The organism is Bacillus sp. CFBP9009 (assembly GCF_036541465.1).
In the GTDB taxonomy this organism is placed as follows: domain Bacteria; phylum Bacillota; class Bacilli; order Bacillales; family DSM-1321; genus Peribacillus.
On the sequence record NZ_JAZHFU010000006.1, the window covers coordinates 120,513 to 135,227 of the forward strand.

General features: G+C 42.6%; 16 protein-coding genes and 1 pseudogene. 8 read left to right on the forward strand and 9 right to left on the reverse strand.

What is annotated here, in order from left to right; all coding sequences use genetic code 11:
- Positions 1-3: 3 nt before the first annotated feature.
- From V3595_RS16740 to V3595_RS16755, 4 genes are read right to left on the reverse strand one after another with little or no spacing between them, the layout of a single operon-like run.
- Complete coding sequence (locus V3595_RS16740) at positions 4-1,485, reverse strand: Na+/H+ antiporter subunit D (RefSeq protein WP_485908446.1); 1,482 nt, start codon at positions 1,483-1,485, stop codon at positions 4-6.
- Positions 1,478-1,819 (reverse strand): Na(+)/H(+) antiporter subunit C, encoded by a 342-nt coding sequence (locus V3595_RS16745; protein WP_289351270.1) that lies wholly within the window; start codon positions 1,817-1,819, stop codon positions 1,478-1,480. Before V3595_RS16745 ends, V3595_RS16740 begins: the two co-directional genes overlap by 8 nt.
- Positions 1,819-2,241, reverse strand: a complete 423-nt coding sequence (locus V3595_RS16750; protein WP_352927998.1) for a Na(+)/H(+) antiporter subunit B — start codon at positions 2,239-2,241, stop codon at positions 1,819-1,821. Before V3595_RS16750 ends, V3595_RS16745 begins: the two co-directional genes overlap by 1 nt.
- Complete coding sequence (locus V3595_RS16755; protein WP_485908448.1) at positions 2,238-4,643, reverse strand: Na+/H+ antiporter subunit A; 2,406 nt, start codon at positions 4,641-4,643, stop codon at positions 2,238-2,240. The genes V3595_RS16750 and V3595_RS16755 overlap by 4 nt, the downstream gene beginning before the upstream one ends.
- Before the next feature lie 458 nt (positions 4,644-5,101).
- On the opposite strand from V3595_RS16755, the pseudogene V3595_RS16760 reads away from it, so the two are divergent.
- Positions 5,102-5,481: pseudogene (locus V3595_RS16760) on the forward strand (DUF5366 family protein).
- A gap of 38 nt (positions 5,482-5,519) precedes the next feature.
- On the opposite strand, the gene V3595_RS16765 reads toward V3595_RS16760, so the two are convergent.
- Entirely contained in the window at positions 5,520-6,194 is a 675-nt protein-coding gene (locus tag V3595_RS16765; protein ID WP_485908449.1) for a penicillin-binding transpeptidase domain-containing protein, read from the reverse strand.
- Positions 6,161-7,378, reverse strand: coding sequence for a transglycosylase domain-containing protein (locus V3595_RS16770; protein WP_485908450.1), 1,218 nt, complete (start codon positions 7,376-7,378; stop codon positions 6,161-6,163). Before V3595_RS16770 ends, V3595_RS16765 begins: the two co-directional genes overlap by 34 nt.
- Positions 7,379-7,640: 262 nt before the next feature.
- Here V3595_RS16770 and kapD point away from each other — a divergent pair, with 262 nt between their 5' ends.
- The gene (kapD, locus tag V3595_RS16775) at positions 7,641-8,267 is read left to right on the forward strand and encodes a 3'-5' exonuclease KapD (protein WP_485908451.1); all 627 of its coding nucleotides are present in this window, start codon (positions 7,641-7,643) and stop codon (positions 8,265-8,267) included.
- A 40-nt stretch (positions 8,268-8,307) separates the two neighbouring features.
- Here kapD and kapB read toward each other — a convergent pair whose 3' ends face one another.
- The gene (gene kapB, locus V3595_RS16780; protein WP_350300444.1) at positions 8,308-8,694 is read right to left on the reverse strand and encodes a kinase-associated lipoprotein KapB; all 387 of its coding nucleotides are present in this window, start codon (positions 8,692-8,694) and stop codon (positions 8,308-8,310) included.
- Positions 8,695-8,872: 178 nt separating this feature from the next.
- Here kapB and V3595_RS16785 point away from each other — a divergent pair, with 178 nt between their 5' ends.
- From V3595_RS16785 to V3595_RS16800, 4 genes are all read left to right on the forward strand, one after another.
- Positions 8,873-9,463 carry a peptidylprolyl isomerase gene (locus V3595_RS16785; RefSeq protein ID WP_098371439.1) on the forward strand — a complete coding sequence of 197 codons (591 nt, stop codon included), beginning with the start codon at positions 8,873-8,875 and terminating at the stop codon, positions 9,461-9,463.
- A 134-nt stretch (positions 9,464-9,597) separates the two neighbouring features.
- Positions 9,598-9,822: a hypothetical protein gene (locus tag V3595_RS16790; protein ID WP_485908452.1), complete on the forward strand. Its 225-nt coding sequence runs from the start codon at positions 9,598-9,600 to the stop codon at positions 9,820-9,822.
- Between the two features lie 174 nt (positions 9,823-9,996).
- Positions 9,997-10,473: a GNAT family N-acetyltransferase gene (locus V3595_RS16795; protein WP_485908453.1), complete on the forward strand. Its 477-nt coding sequence runs from the start codon at positions 9,997-9,999 to the stop codon at positions 10,471-10,473.
- Positions 10,474-10,513: 40 nt separating this feature from the next.
- A complete protein-coding gene (locus V3595_RS16800) occupies positions 10,514-11,128 on the forward strand; it encodes a PH domain-containing protein (RefSeq protein WP_485908454.1) in 615 nt (204 codons plus the stop codon).
- A gap of 40 nt (positions 11,129-11,168) precedes the next feature.
- Here the strand turns inward: V3595_RS16800 and V3595_RS16805 are convergent, their stop codons facing one another.
- On the reverse strand, positions 11,169-12,026 hold the full coding sequence (locus tag V3595_RS16805; protein WP_485908455.1) for a manganese catalase family protein: 858 nt from the start codon (positions 12,024-12,026) through the stop codon (positions 11,169-11,171).
- 143 nt (positions 12,027-12,169) lie between these two features.
- Between V3595_RS16805 and V3595_RS16810 the strand changes: the two genes are divergently transcribed.
- Positions 12,170-12,925 carry a TraR/DksA C4-type zinc finger protein gene (locus tag V3595_RS16810; protein WP_485908456.1) on the forward strand — a complete coding sequence of 252 codons (756 nt, stop codon included), beginning with the start codon at positions 12,170-12,172 and terminating at the stop codon, positions 12,923-12,925.
- Between the two features lie 40 nt (positions 12,926-12,965).
- Here V3595_RS16810 and V3595_RS16815 read toward each other — a convergent pair whose 3' ends face one another.
- Positions 12,966-14,141, reverse strand: a complete 1,176-nt coding sequence (locus V3595_RS16815; RefSeq protein ID WP_485908457.1) for a MalY/PatB family protein — start codon at positions 14,139-14,141, stop codon at positions 12,966-12,968.
- A gap of 102 nt (positions 14,142-14,243) precedes the next feature.
- On the opposite strand from V3595_RS16815, the gene V3595_RS16820 reads away from it, so the two are divergent.
- A complete protein-coding gene (locus tag V3595_RS16820) occupies positions 14,244-14,504 on the forward strand; it encodes a DUF1871 family protein (RefSeq protein ID WP_048882924.1) in 261 nt (86 codons plus the stop codon).
- The last annotated feature ends 211 nt before the right edge of the window (positions 14,505-14,715 follow it).

The window sequence follows — 14,715 nt, forward strand, 5'->3', positions numbered from 1 at the left end:
GCACTACTCCTTTAAAACCGCTTTGTTATAGATTTCGGGATTCATTAATGCATCTACAGCTTGTGTAATGTATGGGTAAACCGATTCTGTTCCTACTCCGAATAAAACGGAAATGATGACGAGGAGGACTGCAGGAACCAGCATTTTATTAACCTTTTCATTAGATATGGCATAATCAGCTTTTGGAGTTCCCCAAAAGCCATTCATGAATATTTTCATGACGGAGTATAGGACCATCAAGCTTGAAATTAAGACAACGGCCATTCCCAAATAGGCCCCTTTTTCTGCAGCTCCCTGAAGAATAAGGAGCTTGCCGGCAAAACCGCTGAACGGCGGAATTCCCGCCAATGATATGGCAGCTATGAAGAAGGTCCATGCAACGGCCGGGTATTGCTTAATCAAGCCGCCCATGTCCCGCAAATCATCCGATCCGCTGATTTTTATCATGATGCCAACCAGCAGGAAGAGTGCAGCCTTGATCAGCATGTCATGAATGATATATAGAATGGAACCCGATAAGGCCTGTTCATTCATGACGGAGATGCCGAATAGAATAACCCCGACGGCGATGATGATATTGTAAATGATGATTTTTTTTACATCCCAATAAGCTATCGCACCAATGACACCGATGATGATGGTCAAGATTGCAAGTATCGCAAGGAAAGTATGGGTGAAATCCTGGTCATGATAAAACATGAGTGTATAGGTCCTGAAAATGGAATATATCCCGACCTTTGTCAGCAATGCCCCGAATAGGGCCATCACTGGAATGGGCGGTGCATAATAGGACCCAGGCAGCCATTGGAAGAGCGGGAAAATGGCTCCCTTCAAACCGAAGACGATCAGAAAGCCGATCGCTATCACCGAGATGATTCCAGGCTGGCTGACTTCCGTTATCCTCTGGCTGATGTCCGCCATGTTCAATGTTCCTAGGACTGAATAAAGATACGCCACCATGATGACGAAAAAGGAAGAGGATAGTACATTGACGATGATATACTTCAATGATTCCCTCAGTTGGATTTTCGTCCCTCCCAGTACAAGCAGCACGTAGGAAGCCATCAGCATGACCTCGAAGAATACGAATAGATTGAAAAGATCCCCCGTAAGGAAGGCACCGTTTACCCCGATCAGCAAAAATTGAAATACAGGATAGTAATAATGTCTTTCACGTTCTTCCCCTATGGAGTAAAACGAGTAAAGCAGTATGGCCAATCCAATGATATTCGTGGTCAGTACGAGCAGCGAAGAAAGCATATCTGCAACGATCACGATCCCGAACGGCGCATCCCAGCTGCCAACGCCTAAAGTCAAGATCCCTTGAGTATGGACCGTAAACACTAGGTAAAGGGAAATTACAATTCCGATAAGAGAGGAAGTAAGGGATATCCCTCTTTGCAGCTTGATTTTTTTTGCAAAGAAAATGAGCAGGATGCCTGTGAAAAGCGGCCATAAAACAGGCATGAAGGTAAGATTATTCATTCGTTTCCGTACCTCTCATTTCTTCCATGTCATCCGTACCGAGTTCCTGGTAGGTCCGATAAGCAAGTACCAGCAGAAATGATGTGACACCGAAACTGATGACGATCGCCGTCAAGATAAGCGCTTGCGGTAGCGGATCGACATAGGATGCAGCTTTATCACTTAGCAATGGAACGGAACCGCCTTTCAAACCGCCCATCGTCAAGATCAAAAGGTGGGCGCCGTGACTGAGCAGCCCAGTACCGATTATGATTCTTAAAATGCTTTTGGAAAGCATTAAATAGGTCGCACACATAAATAGTATTCCAATGACAATGGCCATTAAAAGTTCCATTATTCACTCTCCCCTATCGTTTGAATAATGGTCATCGTTACACCAACAACCACAAGATAAACACCCAGATCAAAAAGTACCGCGGTATGAAGCGAGATGTGCCCAAGGAGCGGTAAATCAACATAATGATAAACATGCGTCATGAGGGGCACCCCGAACAACAGCCCGCCGGCAACGGTCAGGCTTGATATGAACAAGCCTGAACCGATCATTAACTTATAGTCAATCGGCAAGATGCCGGTGACGGTTTTAATGTCGAAAGCGAGCAACAGCAGGACTATGGCGGCTGAAGTCATTAAACCGCCGACAAACCCGCCTCCTGGAGAATAATGCCCGCCTAAAAAGATGGCTACCGCAAACAGCAAGATAACAAAGGCGGCGACTTTCGTAACCGTTTGGAGAATCAGGTCATTTTGCTTCATGATTTGTCTTTCCCCCCTGTCAAACGCAATTTGATCATCGCGAATATTCCGAGCGCAGCGATGGAAAGGACACTGATTTCAAACATCGTATCAAGTCCGCGGAAGTCAACGAGAATGACATTTACGACGTTTTTCCCGCCTGCTTCCTTATAAGCATTTTCAAGATAGTAACTGGATATGGAATCAAATAGTTTATTGCTATGTGCCGATAAGGCAATCAATGTCACTATGACTCCTACACCAATGGATATCAGGGCATTATTCAACTTGAATGTCACCCGTTCTTCCTTTCTGCTTGCCATTAAAGGAAGGTGGAAGAAACAAAGCAAAAACAGCGATACCGAAATGGTTTCGATGACTAGTTGAGTCAGGGCTAAATCCGGTGCCCGCAGCAAAACGAAAAATAAGGAAATCGTATAACCGACGGCTCCTAAGATGATAATGGAAGTTAAACGGGATCTTGCAAACAGAATGGCGATCGAGCCGATAGCGATGATCACAGCTAATACCAATTCATATATGCCGATCGGGGCAAAATTCCCTGTATCCAATTTAAATGCATCCTTCCAATAGAGCGTAAAGCCCAAGGAAAGAATGAAGAAAAGGAAGATTGAAAGCAGATAAGTCCGAATCGAACCTGTCATTAATACTTTCATGACGAAGGAAGCTGAGCGTTCGAGCCCTCTTACCCCGTTATCATACAAAGAATTCAGGGAGATGCGTTCAGGAATCCACTGAGTCATCTTCTGCCACTTCGGAAGCGTTTTGTATAAAAGGATTCCAAATGCTATGATGCCGACGGTCATCCATACTTCAGGTTGGAATCCATGCCAGAAGGCGATATGGACTTGGAAATCCGGTCCCGCCAAGCTTGGCTGTATGCCGGCTACCGCAGGTTTAATGATTGATGAAGATAGCAAGTTTGGAAAAATACCGAAAACGATGACCAACGAAGCAAGGATGATCGGGGATATCAGCATCCCGATCGGCGCCTCGTGGGGCTTCTTGTCCAATAGTTGTAACTGAAGTTTGCCTGTAAAGGGTTTGAGCACGACGATCATGCTATAAATAAAAGTGAATACACTGGCTACCCATGCTACCACAGGGAACAGGACCCCCCATGTCTCCATATTGAAGATATTCAATTCCAATACATTCACCATGCTGGCTAAGAACATTTCCTTGCTCAAAAAACCATTGAAGGGCGGAAGTCCAGCCATTGAAAAAGCACCTATGACAGCGACGGTGAAAGTGATCGGCATCAACTGCATCAATCCGCCTAGCTTTCTGATATCACGTGTACCGGTTTCATGATCAATGATGCCTGCAACCATGAAAAGGCTGCCTTTGAAGGTCGCATGATTAATCAAGTGGAATACTGCTGCAACCGTAGCTGCCAAGTATATATTTTCCCCTAAAGATTCATAGTGAAGGGCCGCCGCACCTAGTCCCAAAAGCGACATGATCAATCCGAGCTGACTGATGGTGGAAAAAGCGAGAATCCCCTTTAAATCAGTCTGCTTGATAGCAGAGAATGAGCCCCAGAACAGGGTGATCAATCCGGCGATTGAAACGAGCCAGAACCATAATCCTGATTCTGCAAAAACAGGGCTTAATCGGGCAACCAAATAAATTCCGGCCTTGACCATTGTGGCGGAATGAAGGTAAGCACTGACCGGTGTCGGGGCTTCCATGGCGTCAGGAAGCCAGATATGGAAAGGGAACTGTGCGGATTTAGTGAACGCGCCAAGCAGCACAAGCAAAAGTGCAGAAACGAAGAGCGAGTGGTCCATAAGTTCCCCGCTTTGGGCAATCAATTCACGTATGCTGAATGTGTTCCCCATAACGGAAAGGAGAATTATGCCACCAAGCATGCTTAAGCCTCCAAGCACAGTGATCAGCAGGGATTTCTGCGCTCCATAACGTGAACGCTCCCTTTCATTCCAATATCCTATCAATAGAAAAGATGATAAACTCGTGAATTCCCAAAACGAATAAAGGACAATTAGGTTATCGGATAGGACGACACCAAGCATTGCTCCCATGAAAAGCAAAAGGAAGACGTAAAATTGGTTCAGCTTTTCTTTCTCTTTCGATAAATAGAAAATTGAATACAGAACGACGAGTGAACCTATACCTGTAATGAGCAAGGCGAACAAAAGCCCTAGTCCATCTACATAGAAATCAACATGAATTCCGAGAGAAGGAATCCATGTTGCCCTTTCCATAATGATATCCCCTTGTTTGGTCAAGGAAATGAACCTTGAAAAATAGGTGAAAAGGAGAATCGGTAAAATCAAAACAAACCATCCTGTGTGTATTTGTCGAAATAGTTTGTACAATATTGGTACAATAAGTGCTAATAGAAACGGTGATAATACCGCCCAATGAAGTAAAGACATAAACTCCCCCCTTTTTTAAAACGAAGTCAGTCGTCTTATTATGCTTTTTTCGCGCAATCCTAGACGTTAGGAAATCTTCGTTGAATATGTATTTTATTATCGAATGCTTGTCTCGCTTAAAATTATAACGCAATTTATGTGGGTTTGCATGGCATTAAAAACGGTGAAGGCCAACTTGAATGATGTTTTATATATAGGTAGAAAAGGAGGGGAAACCCACCTGAAAAATTTATTGAAAAAAGTTTTTCCAGGGTGAATTAGGAGAGTATCCATTGTTAAATGGTGGATTATCTTGCATAATATAGGATAAAAGACGCGTGGATGGAGAAATTATGAAAAACACATATTTACTTAGCTATTTACCAATCATTTCAATTCTATTATTCAGCCTCTCCTTTGCCATTTTTGGGGAAATGCAAATGCTCTCTTTATTTGGAAATTTGGGAATCTACCAAGGGATGCTGGAGTTTTTTTCTGAAACCGGCATTAAGCTGGCGCTGCTGATCGTATTGCTCTTATTATTCTTCATGGTTTTTGCCGCATTGATTCTGAAGGTAAAGCCCTGAACAGTGTAAGAAAGGGGTCTGTCATATATGTGATTGGCGGTGCCTGTTCATTGTTCAGTGTTCAATTCATCATCGGGCTTGGATCCATCTTTATCGCAACGAATGTCGTTGCTTTAATTTATTTTGTCAATAAGTTAAGCCCGAGCTTGAATTTGTCGAGGTTAGTGGGATTGGTTTTCTTTCCAATCTTCGTTTGGACGGCACTGATTTCAATAGTCGCTTATGCAGGATTGAAGCTTTATAACAGCGTCATTGCAAGCCTTCCCATATAGCCATAAAAAAGAAGGTGCCATTGCGGCACCTTCTTTTTTCACTCGGCAGTCTGGCTGATATCTTTCCAAATCAATACATGGGGTGTATGTGAATAAATGGATTGTAGATTGGATGGCTTGTCCCTTCCAATCCAAACCCCCGTTGTATAGTTTGCTGTCAGGCCGACAAACCACATGTCTTTCACATCATTGGTGGTACCGGTTTTACCGCCGACATATTCTGTAGGAAAGTAGGCTTTGCGGGCTGTCCCGGAAATGATCGTTTCATGGAGCAGCTGCCGCATCTTGGCTACGGTGCTTTTGCTCCATATCTCCTTGGAGCGGTCTTTCCATTTATAAAGGACTTTACCTTCTTGATCGGTGACTTTAATAATGGCGCGGGCTGGCTGATAGTTTCCGTCATTGAAGGAAGTATAGGCATTTGTCAGTTCAAGGGGACTCATGCCATATTCGAATCCGCCTATGGCCGAACTCGTATGGTGGTCTTTTTTGCTTACCTTTTTAAAGTCGAAAGCATCGAGGTAATTGAAACTCGTTTCCACCCCCGTCTTTTCAAAAATTCTTATGGCGGGTGTATTATAGGACTGAGCGAAGGCAGTTCCTAGTGTGACCATCCCGTAGCTGTCACCGCTATAATTCTTTGGACAATAGCTATTGCTGCAATAGCTTGCTCCGCTAACTAGCTGATTGATGTCAGCATCCGTTTCTTCCAAATAGGGAGCATAATCGAGAAGCGGCTTAATGGCTGATCCTGGCTGCCTATGCTTTGGTATGCACGGTTGAAAGAATTTTTTTTATAATCTTTTCCCCCAATCAAAGAGACAAGCTCGTGCGTATGATGCTGTATAACCACTAAAGCTCCCTCGATATCATTGACACCGATTTTTGATTGTACGGCAGACTTTGACTGTGATTGCAGCTTGGTATCGAGTGCGGTATGAATGGTTACACCGGAATTCAAAAGCTTTTTGAGCTTTTTATCCAGCTCAGCTTCCGCTTTCTTACGGATGGCGACTTCAGGGCTTTGCAGAGATTTGTCAAGACCCTCGGAGGATGCCACCAGGTTTTTCAATTCCTGATGAACATATGTCACATAATCGGGATATAAGTCGACCGGGGTGGACAAGTCTAATTTAATCGTATTTTTAATAAGCTTCTCGTACTCGGCCTGTTCTAAATCACCTTCGGCCACCATTTGTTTCAGTAATCTCTCCTGCCGCTTTTTCGTCGCATCGAAATGTTTAAGAGGGTTATAGTTTTCCGGATTATTAGGGATTGCGGCCAGGAAGGCAAGTTCCGCCTTGGATAACTCTCCAGTCGGTTTACTGAAATAATATTGGGAAGCAGCTTCGATTCCATACGCTCCATTACTGAAATATATGGCATTCAAATACAGCTCCATGATTTCCGGTTTTGATTTTTTTCGCTCTATCTGATAGGCGTAAATGAGTTCACTGAGTTTTCGGTTATACGTCCTATCATGTGAAAGATAAACATTCCTGGCCAGTTGCTGGGTAATGGTACCGCCGCCTTGTTCGATTGATTTATTTTGTGAATTGATAAGAAGCGCCCTGCTTATGCCGGATAGGTCAACGCCTGCATGATCATAAAATTTCTGATCCTCTGTAACGATGAATAGATTTTCCAGGAATAGGGGGATGTCTTCAAGTTTTAGGTAAGTCCGTTTCTCACCAGTGGAAATTTCACTGATGACCTTTCCATTTGCGGCCTTCATGTAACTATTCTGAGCCAGTTCTATCGATTCAATGGGAATTCGCTCGTCGAGTACATGATAGGGAGATTGCGCTAAGGACCACTCCTGATAGGAAAGGAAAATGAAAAGGATCAATACGGGAATCAAGAGGAAAATCGTGATATAACCAAGATACGTGCGCATAGTTCAACTTCCTAACTAATATATTTTTAGTATGTCCTTGGATTGAAGGAATGAAAAAATGGTACTTTTGGTTTATTCATCCATCATAATCCAAATAAGGTAGACAATAAAGAGTTTTGGGTAAATTAGGTATGACGGCAATAGCGTATCCGGAGGGTGTGTTACGAAAAACTTTCTAAATCTTCTGTTATAATAGTCTCGTGAGAAAAAAACCATTTTTTGTTTATATGTTGATGTCAGGAATATGAAGGGGGTCATAAAAATGGAGGAACAACAGCAATATGTATTCATTGATTTTGAATTTACGATGCCGGAAGGGAAAGCCAATCCAGTAGGGTTTTATCCGGAAATCATTGAGGTTGGCTTAGTCACCGTCATTAATGAGACCATTCAGGAACAATTCTCATCTTTTGTTAACCCAATGAAATTTCCAGTCTTAACGGGAAGATGCAAAAAGTTCTTGAACATTACCCAGGATCAGGTGGACCGGGGGATTTCATTTGAAGAGCTGGTTAATTTATTGAAGAAAATAGATGAGCAGCACCCGACGACGACGATTGTTACCTGGGGAAATATGGACATGAAGGTACTTCGCCAGAACTGTCAGAAAGCAGGATTGGATTTCCCTTTTACAGGGAAACAAAGTGATCTTTGCCTGGAGTATAAACGCTTTTTCGGGGATCAAAATCAAACCGGACTTTGGAAAGCTGTACAGGCCTATGGCAAAGAAGGGACAGGTAAGCATCACCGGGCGCTGGATGATGCGATTACGACATATAATATCTTTAAGTTAGTGGAGAAAGATAAAAGTTATATGAAAAATCATGAACCGACGACAATTGGCGATCGCATTGATTTATCAAAAGTATTGAATCATTTAGCGTTATAAAAGCCAAATCATATACTACTGATTTGGCTTTTATCATGCTTTATTTAAAATAATCCGCCGCTAGATCTTCAAGCAACTGTAAGCTTTTATCATTCCACTCTGTTTGGGCTTCGCTTAAAGTGCCTTTCATTTTCTCAACAGCTTCTCTTAAGGATTCCTTATACTCAGGAATCTCCTCATTAAAGTTCCTGACCATATTCTTTGGTACATTGGTTTGCTCCCGGAAAGCTAGAGCACGCCGCTGATGGAACATGGACACTTCCGTTTGCTTCGGGTTATGAAGATCTCCCTGCATGGGATGCTTCAAGACAGCCAACACTTTAACAAGATATGCAGCAGGTCTGATATCGGTGACTTCCCCGATGTATTTTCCAGTTTTATATATGGCGGTAACCTTATCGCCGATTTTAAAATCCTGTTCTGACATTTCCCTACCACCTTTCTTTTAACTTCCTTCATGATACATAAGAACGACGATTTTTCACAGCGAATTTGTTCAATTTCGTAAAGATGCTTTTTTTATGAAAATCGTGTAAAGTGTACAAATGAAGATGAAAAATGGTGTTTCATGCCATTTAATTTTAAAAAGAAAGAGGTTATGTAAAATGACAAACTTTCCACAATTAACAAGTGAAGTTTTGGAAAATGAAAAAGCAGTCATCATGCAAACGACGATGGGCGATATTAAAATTAAACTATTCCCTGAACTGGCTCCAAAGACAGTGGAGAATTTCTTGACACATGCTGAAAACGGTTATTACGAAGGAATCATCTTCCACCGTGTCATCAAGGATTTCATGCTTCAAGGCGGAGATCCGACAGGCACTGGAATGGGTGGAGAAAGTATCTGGGGAACTCCATTTGAGGACGAGTTCTCCATGCAATTATTCAATTTGCGCGGGGCTCTTTCCATGGCAAATGCAGGCCCGGGAACAAACGGCAGCCAATTCTTCGTCGTACAAGCCCAGCATGTGGACAGCAGGATGGGTGAGCAAATGAAGCAAGCCGGTTATCCGGAAGAAATCATCAGTGCTTATATGGAGCAAGGCGGCACACCATGGCTGGATCATAAACACTCTGTCTTTGGACAAGTGGTCGAAGGCATGGACGTTGTTGATACGATTGCTAACGTAGAGACAGTTGCGGGAGACAAGCCAGCAGTGGACGTGGTCATTAAAGGGATCACCATTTTATAAATAAAAGAGAAGCGAGGGGCTCAGTGCCTCTCTTTTTTTCGGGGTTTAGTGGATTAATCCCACTAGTGGATTGTTCTGGTAATTGATATAATGGGATAATGCAGTTTAATTCCCTATCAGGAAGGATGTATCGGATGGACTATCTCAATCATGCTGTACTAGGTTTGTTTCTTTACTTTCCGGAAGACAAGACTGAATATATCTCGGCTGGTATAACTTGCTTCATTTTTTTAGTGGCAGCCGTTTTTACGATGAGGGCAATTATAAGATATTCAAAGAAGGAAGAAATGAAAACGAAGCAATTCGAAGATGAGGTCACCAGAAGGAACCAGCGTATAAAGGATGATACCATTTCTTGATTCCGGAAGATGCCGTGCATCACTGGGGTGCCCCCGTTTTTTGAATATTGATTATCTGAATATGAATGGTATTATGTTTTGTTAGAAGGGCGTAAAGAATTAAATGTTCCCTTATCAGCATAAGCATTTTATACTATAAGCATAGAGAGAGAAATTTTGGGGGCGTAATTGGTTATGCAAATCGTAGCTAAAAGAATGATTGCGGCAGATACGGTCAAGGATTTTTTCATTCAGCACTGGGAGACGACCCAAGTCGTTTTTTCAAGAGGCTTGTTTCATTATGCGGAACTTGAGGGCTTTGGGGTGATGGACGAGAATGAAAAAATCACGGGGTTGGGAACATACAAATTGTCCGACCATGTATGTCAGATCATCTCTTTGAACAGTGAGCATGAGAATCAAGGTGTTGGCTCATCATTGCTTTATGTGATGGAAAATATCGCTAAGGAAAAAAAATGCCATACTATTAAAGCGATTACAACGAACGATAATCTACAGGCATTGAAGTTTTTTCAAAAGCGCGGTTATGTCATTTCGGAAATCGTTAAAAATGCCGTGGAAGAATCACGGAAAATCAAGCCGGAAATTCCGTTTTACAGTTTTGATGGAATTCCGATCCGAGACGAGATAATACTGGAGAAATACTTATAATAAGGTGTAATTCACCTGGATATTGATAGGGGGAATAGGGATGTTTAAGAAAATGGCGGCTGATGCCCTTGGTCTTAGTGATATTGGAAGTGTGATTAGTCCTGCAGATTATGACAAGGTGGATGCAGATGACTATATCATGGATGAAGATGGGGAAAAAATTTATTTCCTGATTAAATCAAAAACGGATGAGTACTGTTTCACGAATCAAGCGTTCATACATTTGGACGGTACAAGTGCGATAAGCAAAAAGCGCACACTAACAAGATATAGCTACAGCCAGTATACTATTTCCAACGCCACGCTTGAAACCGCAGGGACCGTGGATTTGGATGCGGAAATTAAATTTTCGATCGGTGCAAAGACTTTCTCCATTGATGTCCATAAGAAATTCATTGAAGAATTAAAGGACTTGTTTAAATCACTCGTAAAAATATCGGAAATTTGCCATGAGAATGAGTATGCCCTTCAATATGCCCAGCAAAGCGTAAACCTTGCTTCTTCCACTTTGAACCAGGTTCGCACAGATGGAAGCCAAATGGCTGCAAGCTTCAAGGAAATTAATTCCGCCGCTTTCGAATGGTTGATGGACAGCCGGAAAAAGTACCATGTTAAAGATTTTGGCTATGTTTTTGAAAAATATATCAATAATTAAAAAAGAAGGCGAACACTGAATGATGTGTCCGCCTTCTTTTTTAACTGTTCAAATCAGTCAAGCCAGGGCTGTGTTCATTTGGCATATCCGGCATTTCTGGGACAGGGAATCCTTTTGGCGGCTCGGTAACAGCAAGGTTTCCGCCATTTCGGCTCGGTGTTTCCCCTTTGAAAATTTCGCCGATTTGAGTTTGATCCAATCTGAAATTGAATTGGGCATTATGGTAGCCTAAATCCACATATTTGCGGCATTCAGGATATTTGTTCAAATCATAATTAGGTACAGGGAAGATTTTCCCCCAGTCGACCCCAAGTGTTTCCAATGCCTTGGCAAATGCATTTTGGTGGGCATTGTCGCGAACCATTAAAAATGCCAGTGTTTCGCGCATTGTTTTATTGGAACTCATTTCATAAATCCTGGACTTTTGCAGGACACCCGTAGATTCAAGCATGACATTGTTCAAAAGGTTCGCTACAAGATTACCGTGATCATAAACCCATGATCCATTCCATGGATTGCCGCCAGCATCGACAGGCAGGGAGGCTTTTGCACCGATGATGAAATGGTGAGGGTTTGCGCCGCTTTTGATGACTTCATCCAATGGGGCGCCGTCGGTAGCGACATCTCCGGGCATATCCCCGCCAGCACCATTCAGCAGCTGGTTGATGGTTGATTGGACAAGTTCAACGTGGCTGATTTCTTCCAAGAAAACACCACGGAGTAAATCACGATATTGTTTAGCCTTGCCACGGAAATTGGCGCTTTGGAAAGAATACTGCATCATCGTCCGCATTTCACCGAATTGCCCTCCAAGTGTTTCCTGAAGTACTTTTGCTGCATTCGGATCAGGCTTATCGGGAACGATCATATTGATTAAATCTTCTTTATAGAAATACAAATGGAAGCCCTCCTTGAAACTAATATTTCTAATTTAGCTTCTGTTATCTAAATTAAATTATTCCTAAGGTAAAAAGTACCTTTATGGAATGGCGGGAAGAGAGAAATACTAGAGGGAAGAACGATTTTGAAAGGATGTTGCACATGCTATCCAATCAGCAGCTTAAAGAATTTCAACAGCAATTGCAGCAAACGAAGCAAGAGTTGGAAGAGCGATTAAATGATTCAGGCAACCACGATTTAAGAAGAAGCTTGGAGGATTCGACAGGTGAGTTATCGAGTTACGATAATCATCCCGGAGATGAAGGAACCGAGTTATATGAACGGGAAAAGGATTTGGCCCTTTCCGAGCATGATCGGGATGAAATAAGGGATATTGAACGAGCGCTTTCTGCCATCGAGGCAGGTGAGTATGGAAAATGCGAGGTCTGTTCAAAGGAAATACCTCTTGAACGTTTGAAAGCAATCCCTACAACGACTTATTGTGTCGAGCATACTCCATCACAGGAAACTTCGGACAATCGGCCGGTGGAAGAGGAAGTGCTCGGACCCCCATTTGGAAAGTTTGATTATGATGACCGGCATGAATCGGTTGCGTACGATGCGGAAGATTCTTGGCAGGATGTTGCCAGTTATGGAACATCTGAATCGCCTTCCGATTTCGTAAATCCGCCAAACGATTACGAAGATATGTATGTCGAGTCCGAAGAAAATGTCGGCTATGTCGAAAATTATGAAAATTTCGTTGGTGTGGATATATACGGTAAAGAGATAACGGTTTATCCGAACTCCCAATATGAAGAATTGAAGGAAGAACTTTTTGAAGAAGATATTCAAACCTCGTTTGGGGATTTGCCTCGATATGAGCATGATCCTTATGTGGATGAAGAAAAAGATTGAAAAAGAAGAACCAGGATTCTAAGCCTGGTTCTTTTTTTATTTAAGAAAAAGCCAATTTCAAACGGTTTAGCCCATCCATCAGGACGCTGCGTGAACAACCGAGATTCATACGGACGAAACCTTCTCCGCCAGGTCCGTATTTAGAACCAGGCTCCAATGCGAGCTTCCCTTGATGGATCAGTCGATCCTTAATTTCCGTGTCGGTCAATCCAAGGTCACGGCAGTCAATCCATAAAAGGTAAGAAGCTTCCGGATGCATGACATGCAGTGAAGGAATTTCGGCTGCAATGAATTCCTCTGCCACTTTTATATTCTCCTCGATGTAGCCAATCATGTCTTCAAGCCATTCCAAGCCCTCACGATACGCGGCTTCCATTGCTGTTAAGGCAAAGATGTTAAGACCATGGAAGGCCAGTTTCGTTTGCGCCTTTTGCAAAAGCTTCTGCAATTTTTCATTACTTGTGATCAGGAATGAAGCCTGAAGGCCGGCAATATTGAAGGTTTTGCTTGGCGCCATCAATGTAACCGTTATGTCCGCTAATTTTTCTGAAAGCGAGCCGATCGGATAATGCCTTGATGTTGTATGGAACAAATCAGCATGTATCTCATCACTGACGATGACTACATCATATTTTTCACATAGCTCCCCGATCCGTAAGAGTTCGTCCTTTGTCCAAACGCGTCCGCCGGGGTTATGCGGACTGCAAAAAAGGAATAGTTTCACTCCGCTTTTCAGCTTGTCCTCAAAATCAGTGAAATCAATCTCAAAGCGGTCATTTTCAATGATAAGGGGACTATTGACCACTTCCCGGTCATTATTTTTGATCATATCAAAAAATGGTGTATAAACGGGAGATTGTAACAATATTTTATCGCCCGGGTTCGTGAATGCTTGGATCGTTGTACCGATTGCGGAAACTACGCCGGAGCTGAATGAAATCCAATCTTTATCGATTTGCCAGGAGTGCCGGTCTCTAAGCCAGCTTTGAATTTCAGTGAAGACCGTTTCAGAAGGGACGGTATAACCGAAAATCGGATGATTCAAGCGTTCCATCAATGCCTTATGAATGCCCTCAGGAGATGGGAAGTCCATATCGGCAACCCACATTGGCAGAACATCCTCGCGCCCATATAAGGATGTGAGGAAGTTTTTATCCCACTTTGCAGACCCTGAATTTTCCCTGTTGATTTGTTCTTCAAATATTGACTTGTTCAAAATATCCACCACCGAATAAAAATTTGTCGTCTTCGCGAAAAGCCTGTTGTTATGATACTATGATATCATGTTCTTTGAAAATATTGAGCAGGTGATGATTTTATGGATACACAGCAAATGAATTTAGCGTTGGTTGCCGTTTTGCAAGAATGGGACCCTTTCAAGATAGGATGGGATCTATATGAGCCGGAAATTGCCGATACGGTTGTAGCAATCCGGGATATAGATGACCCGAAGGAACTGGCGGAAAAAATAAAATCCATTTACGAGTTCGCATTTGATGAGTCCATTCAGATGGAAAAGTGCCTGGACGTTGCACGAAAGCTGCTCATCATAAAAAATGATGCCAGCTGTTCGATATAAAGGTGAAAAAGGTGTACCCGGAAATCAGGGGCACCTTTTTTACGTTGTTTTTTTGCTCTACAGTTAACTAATGGTTTGCGCAGTATACTCGTGAATTTCACCCATTTACTCGTGAATTTCGGCGATTTACTGGTGAATTGTGCTTTTACTCGTAAGTTTGTGCAGTATACTCGTGAGTTTCGGTGATTTACTCGTGAGTTTTGGTGATTTA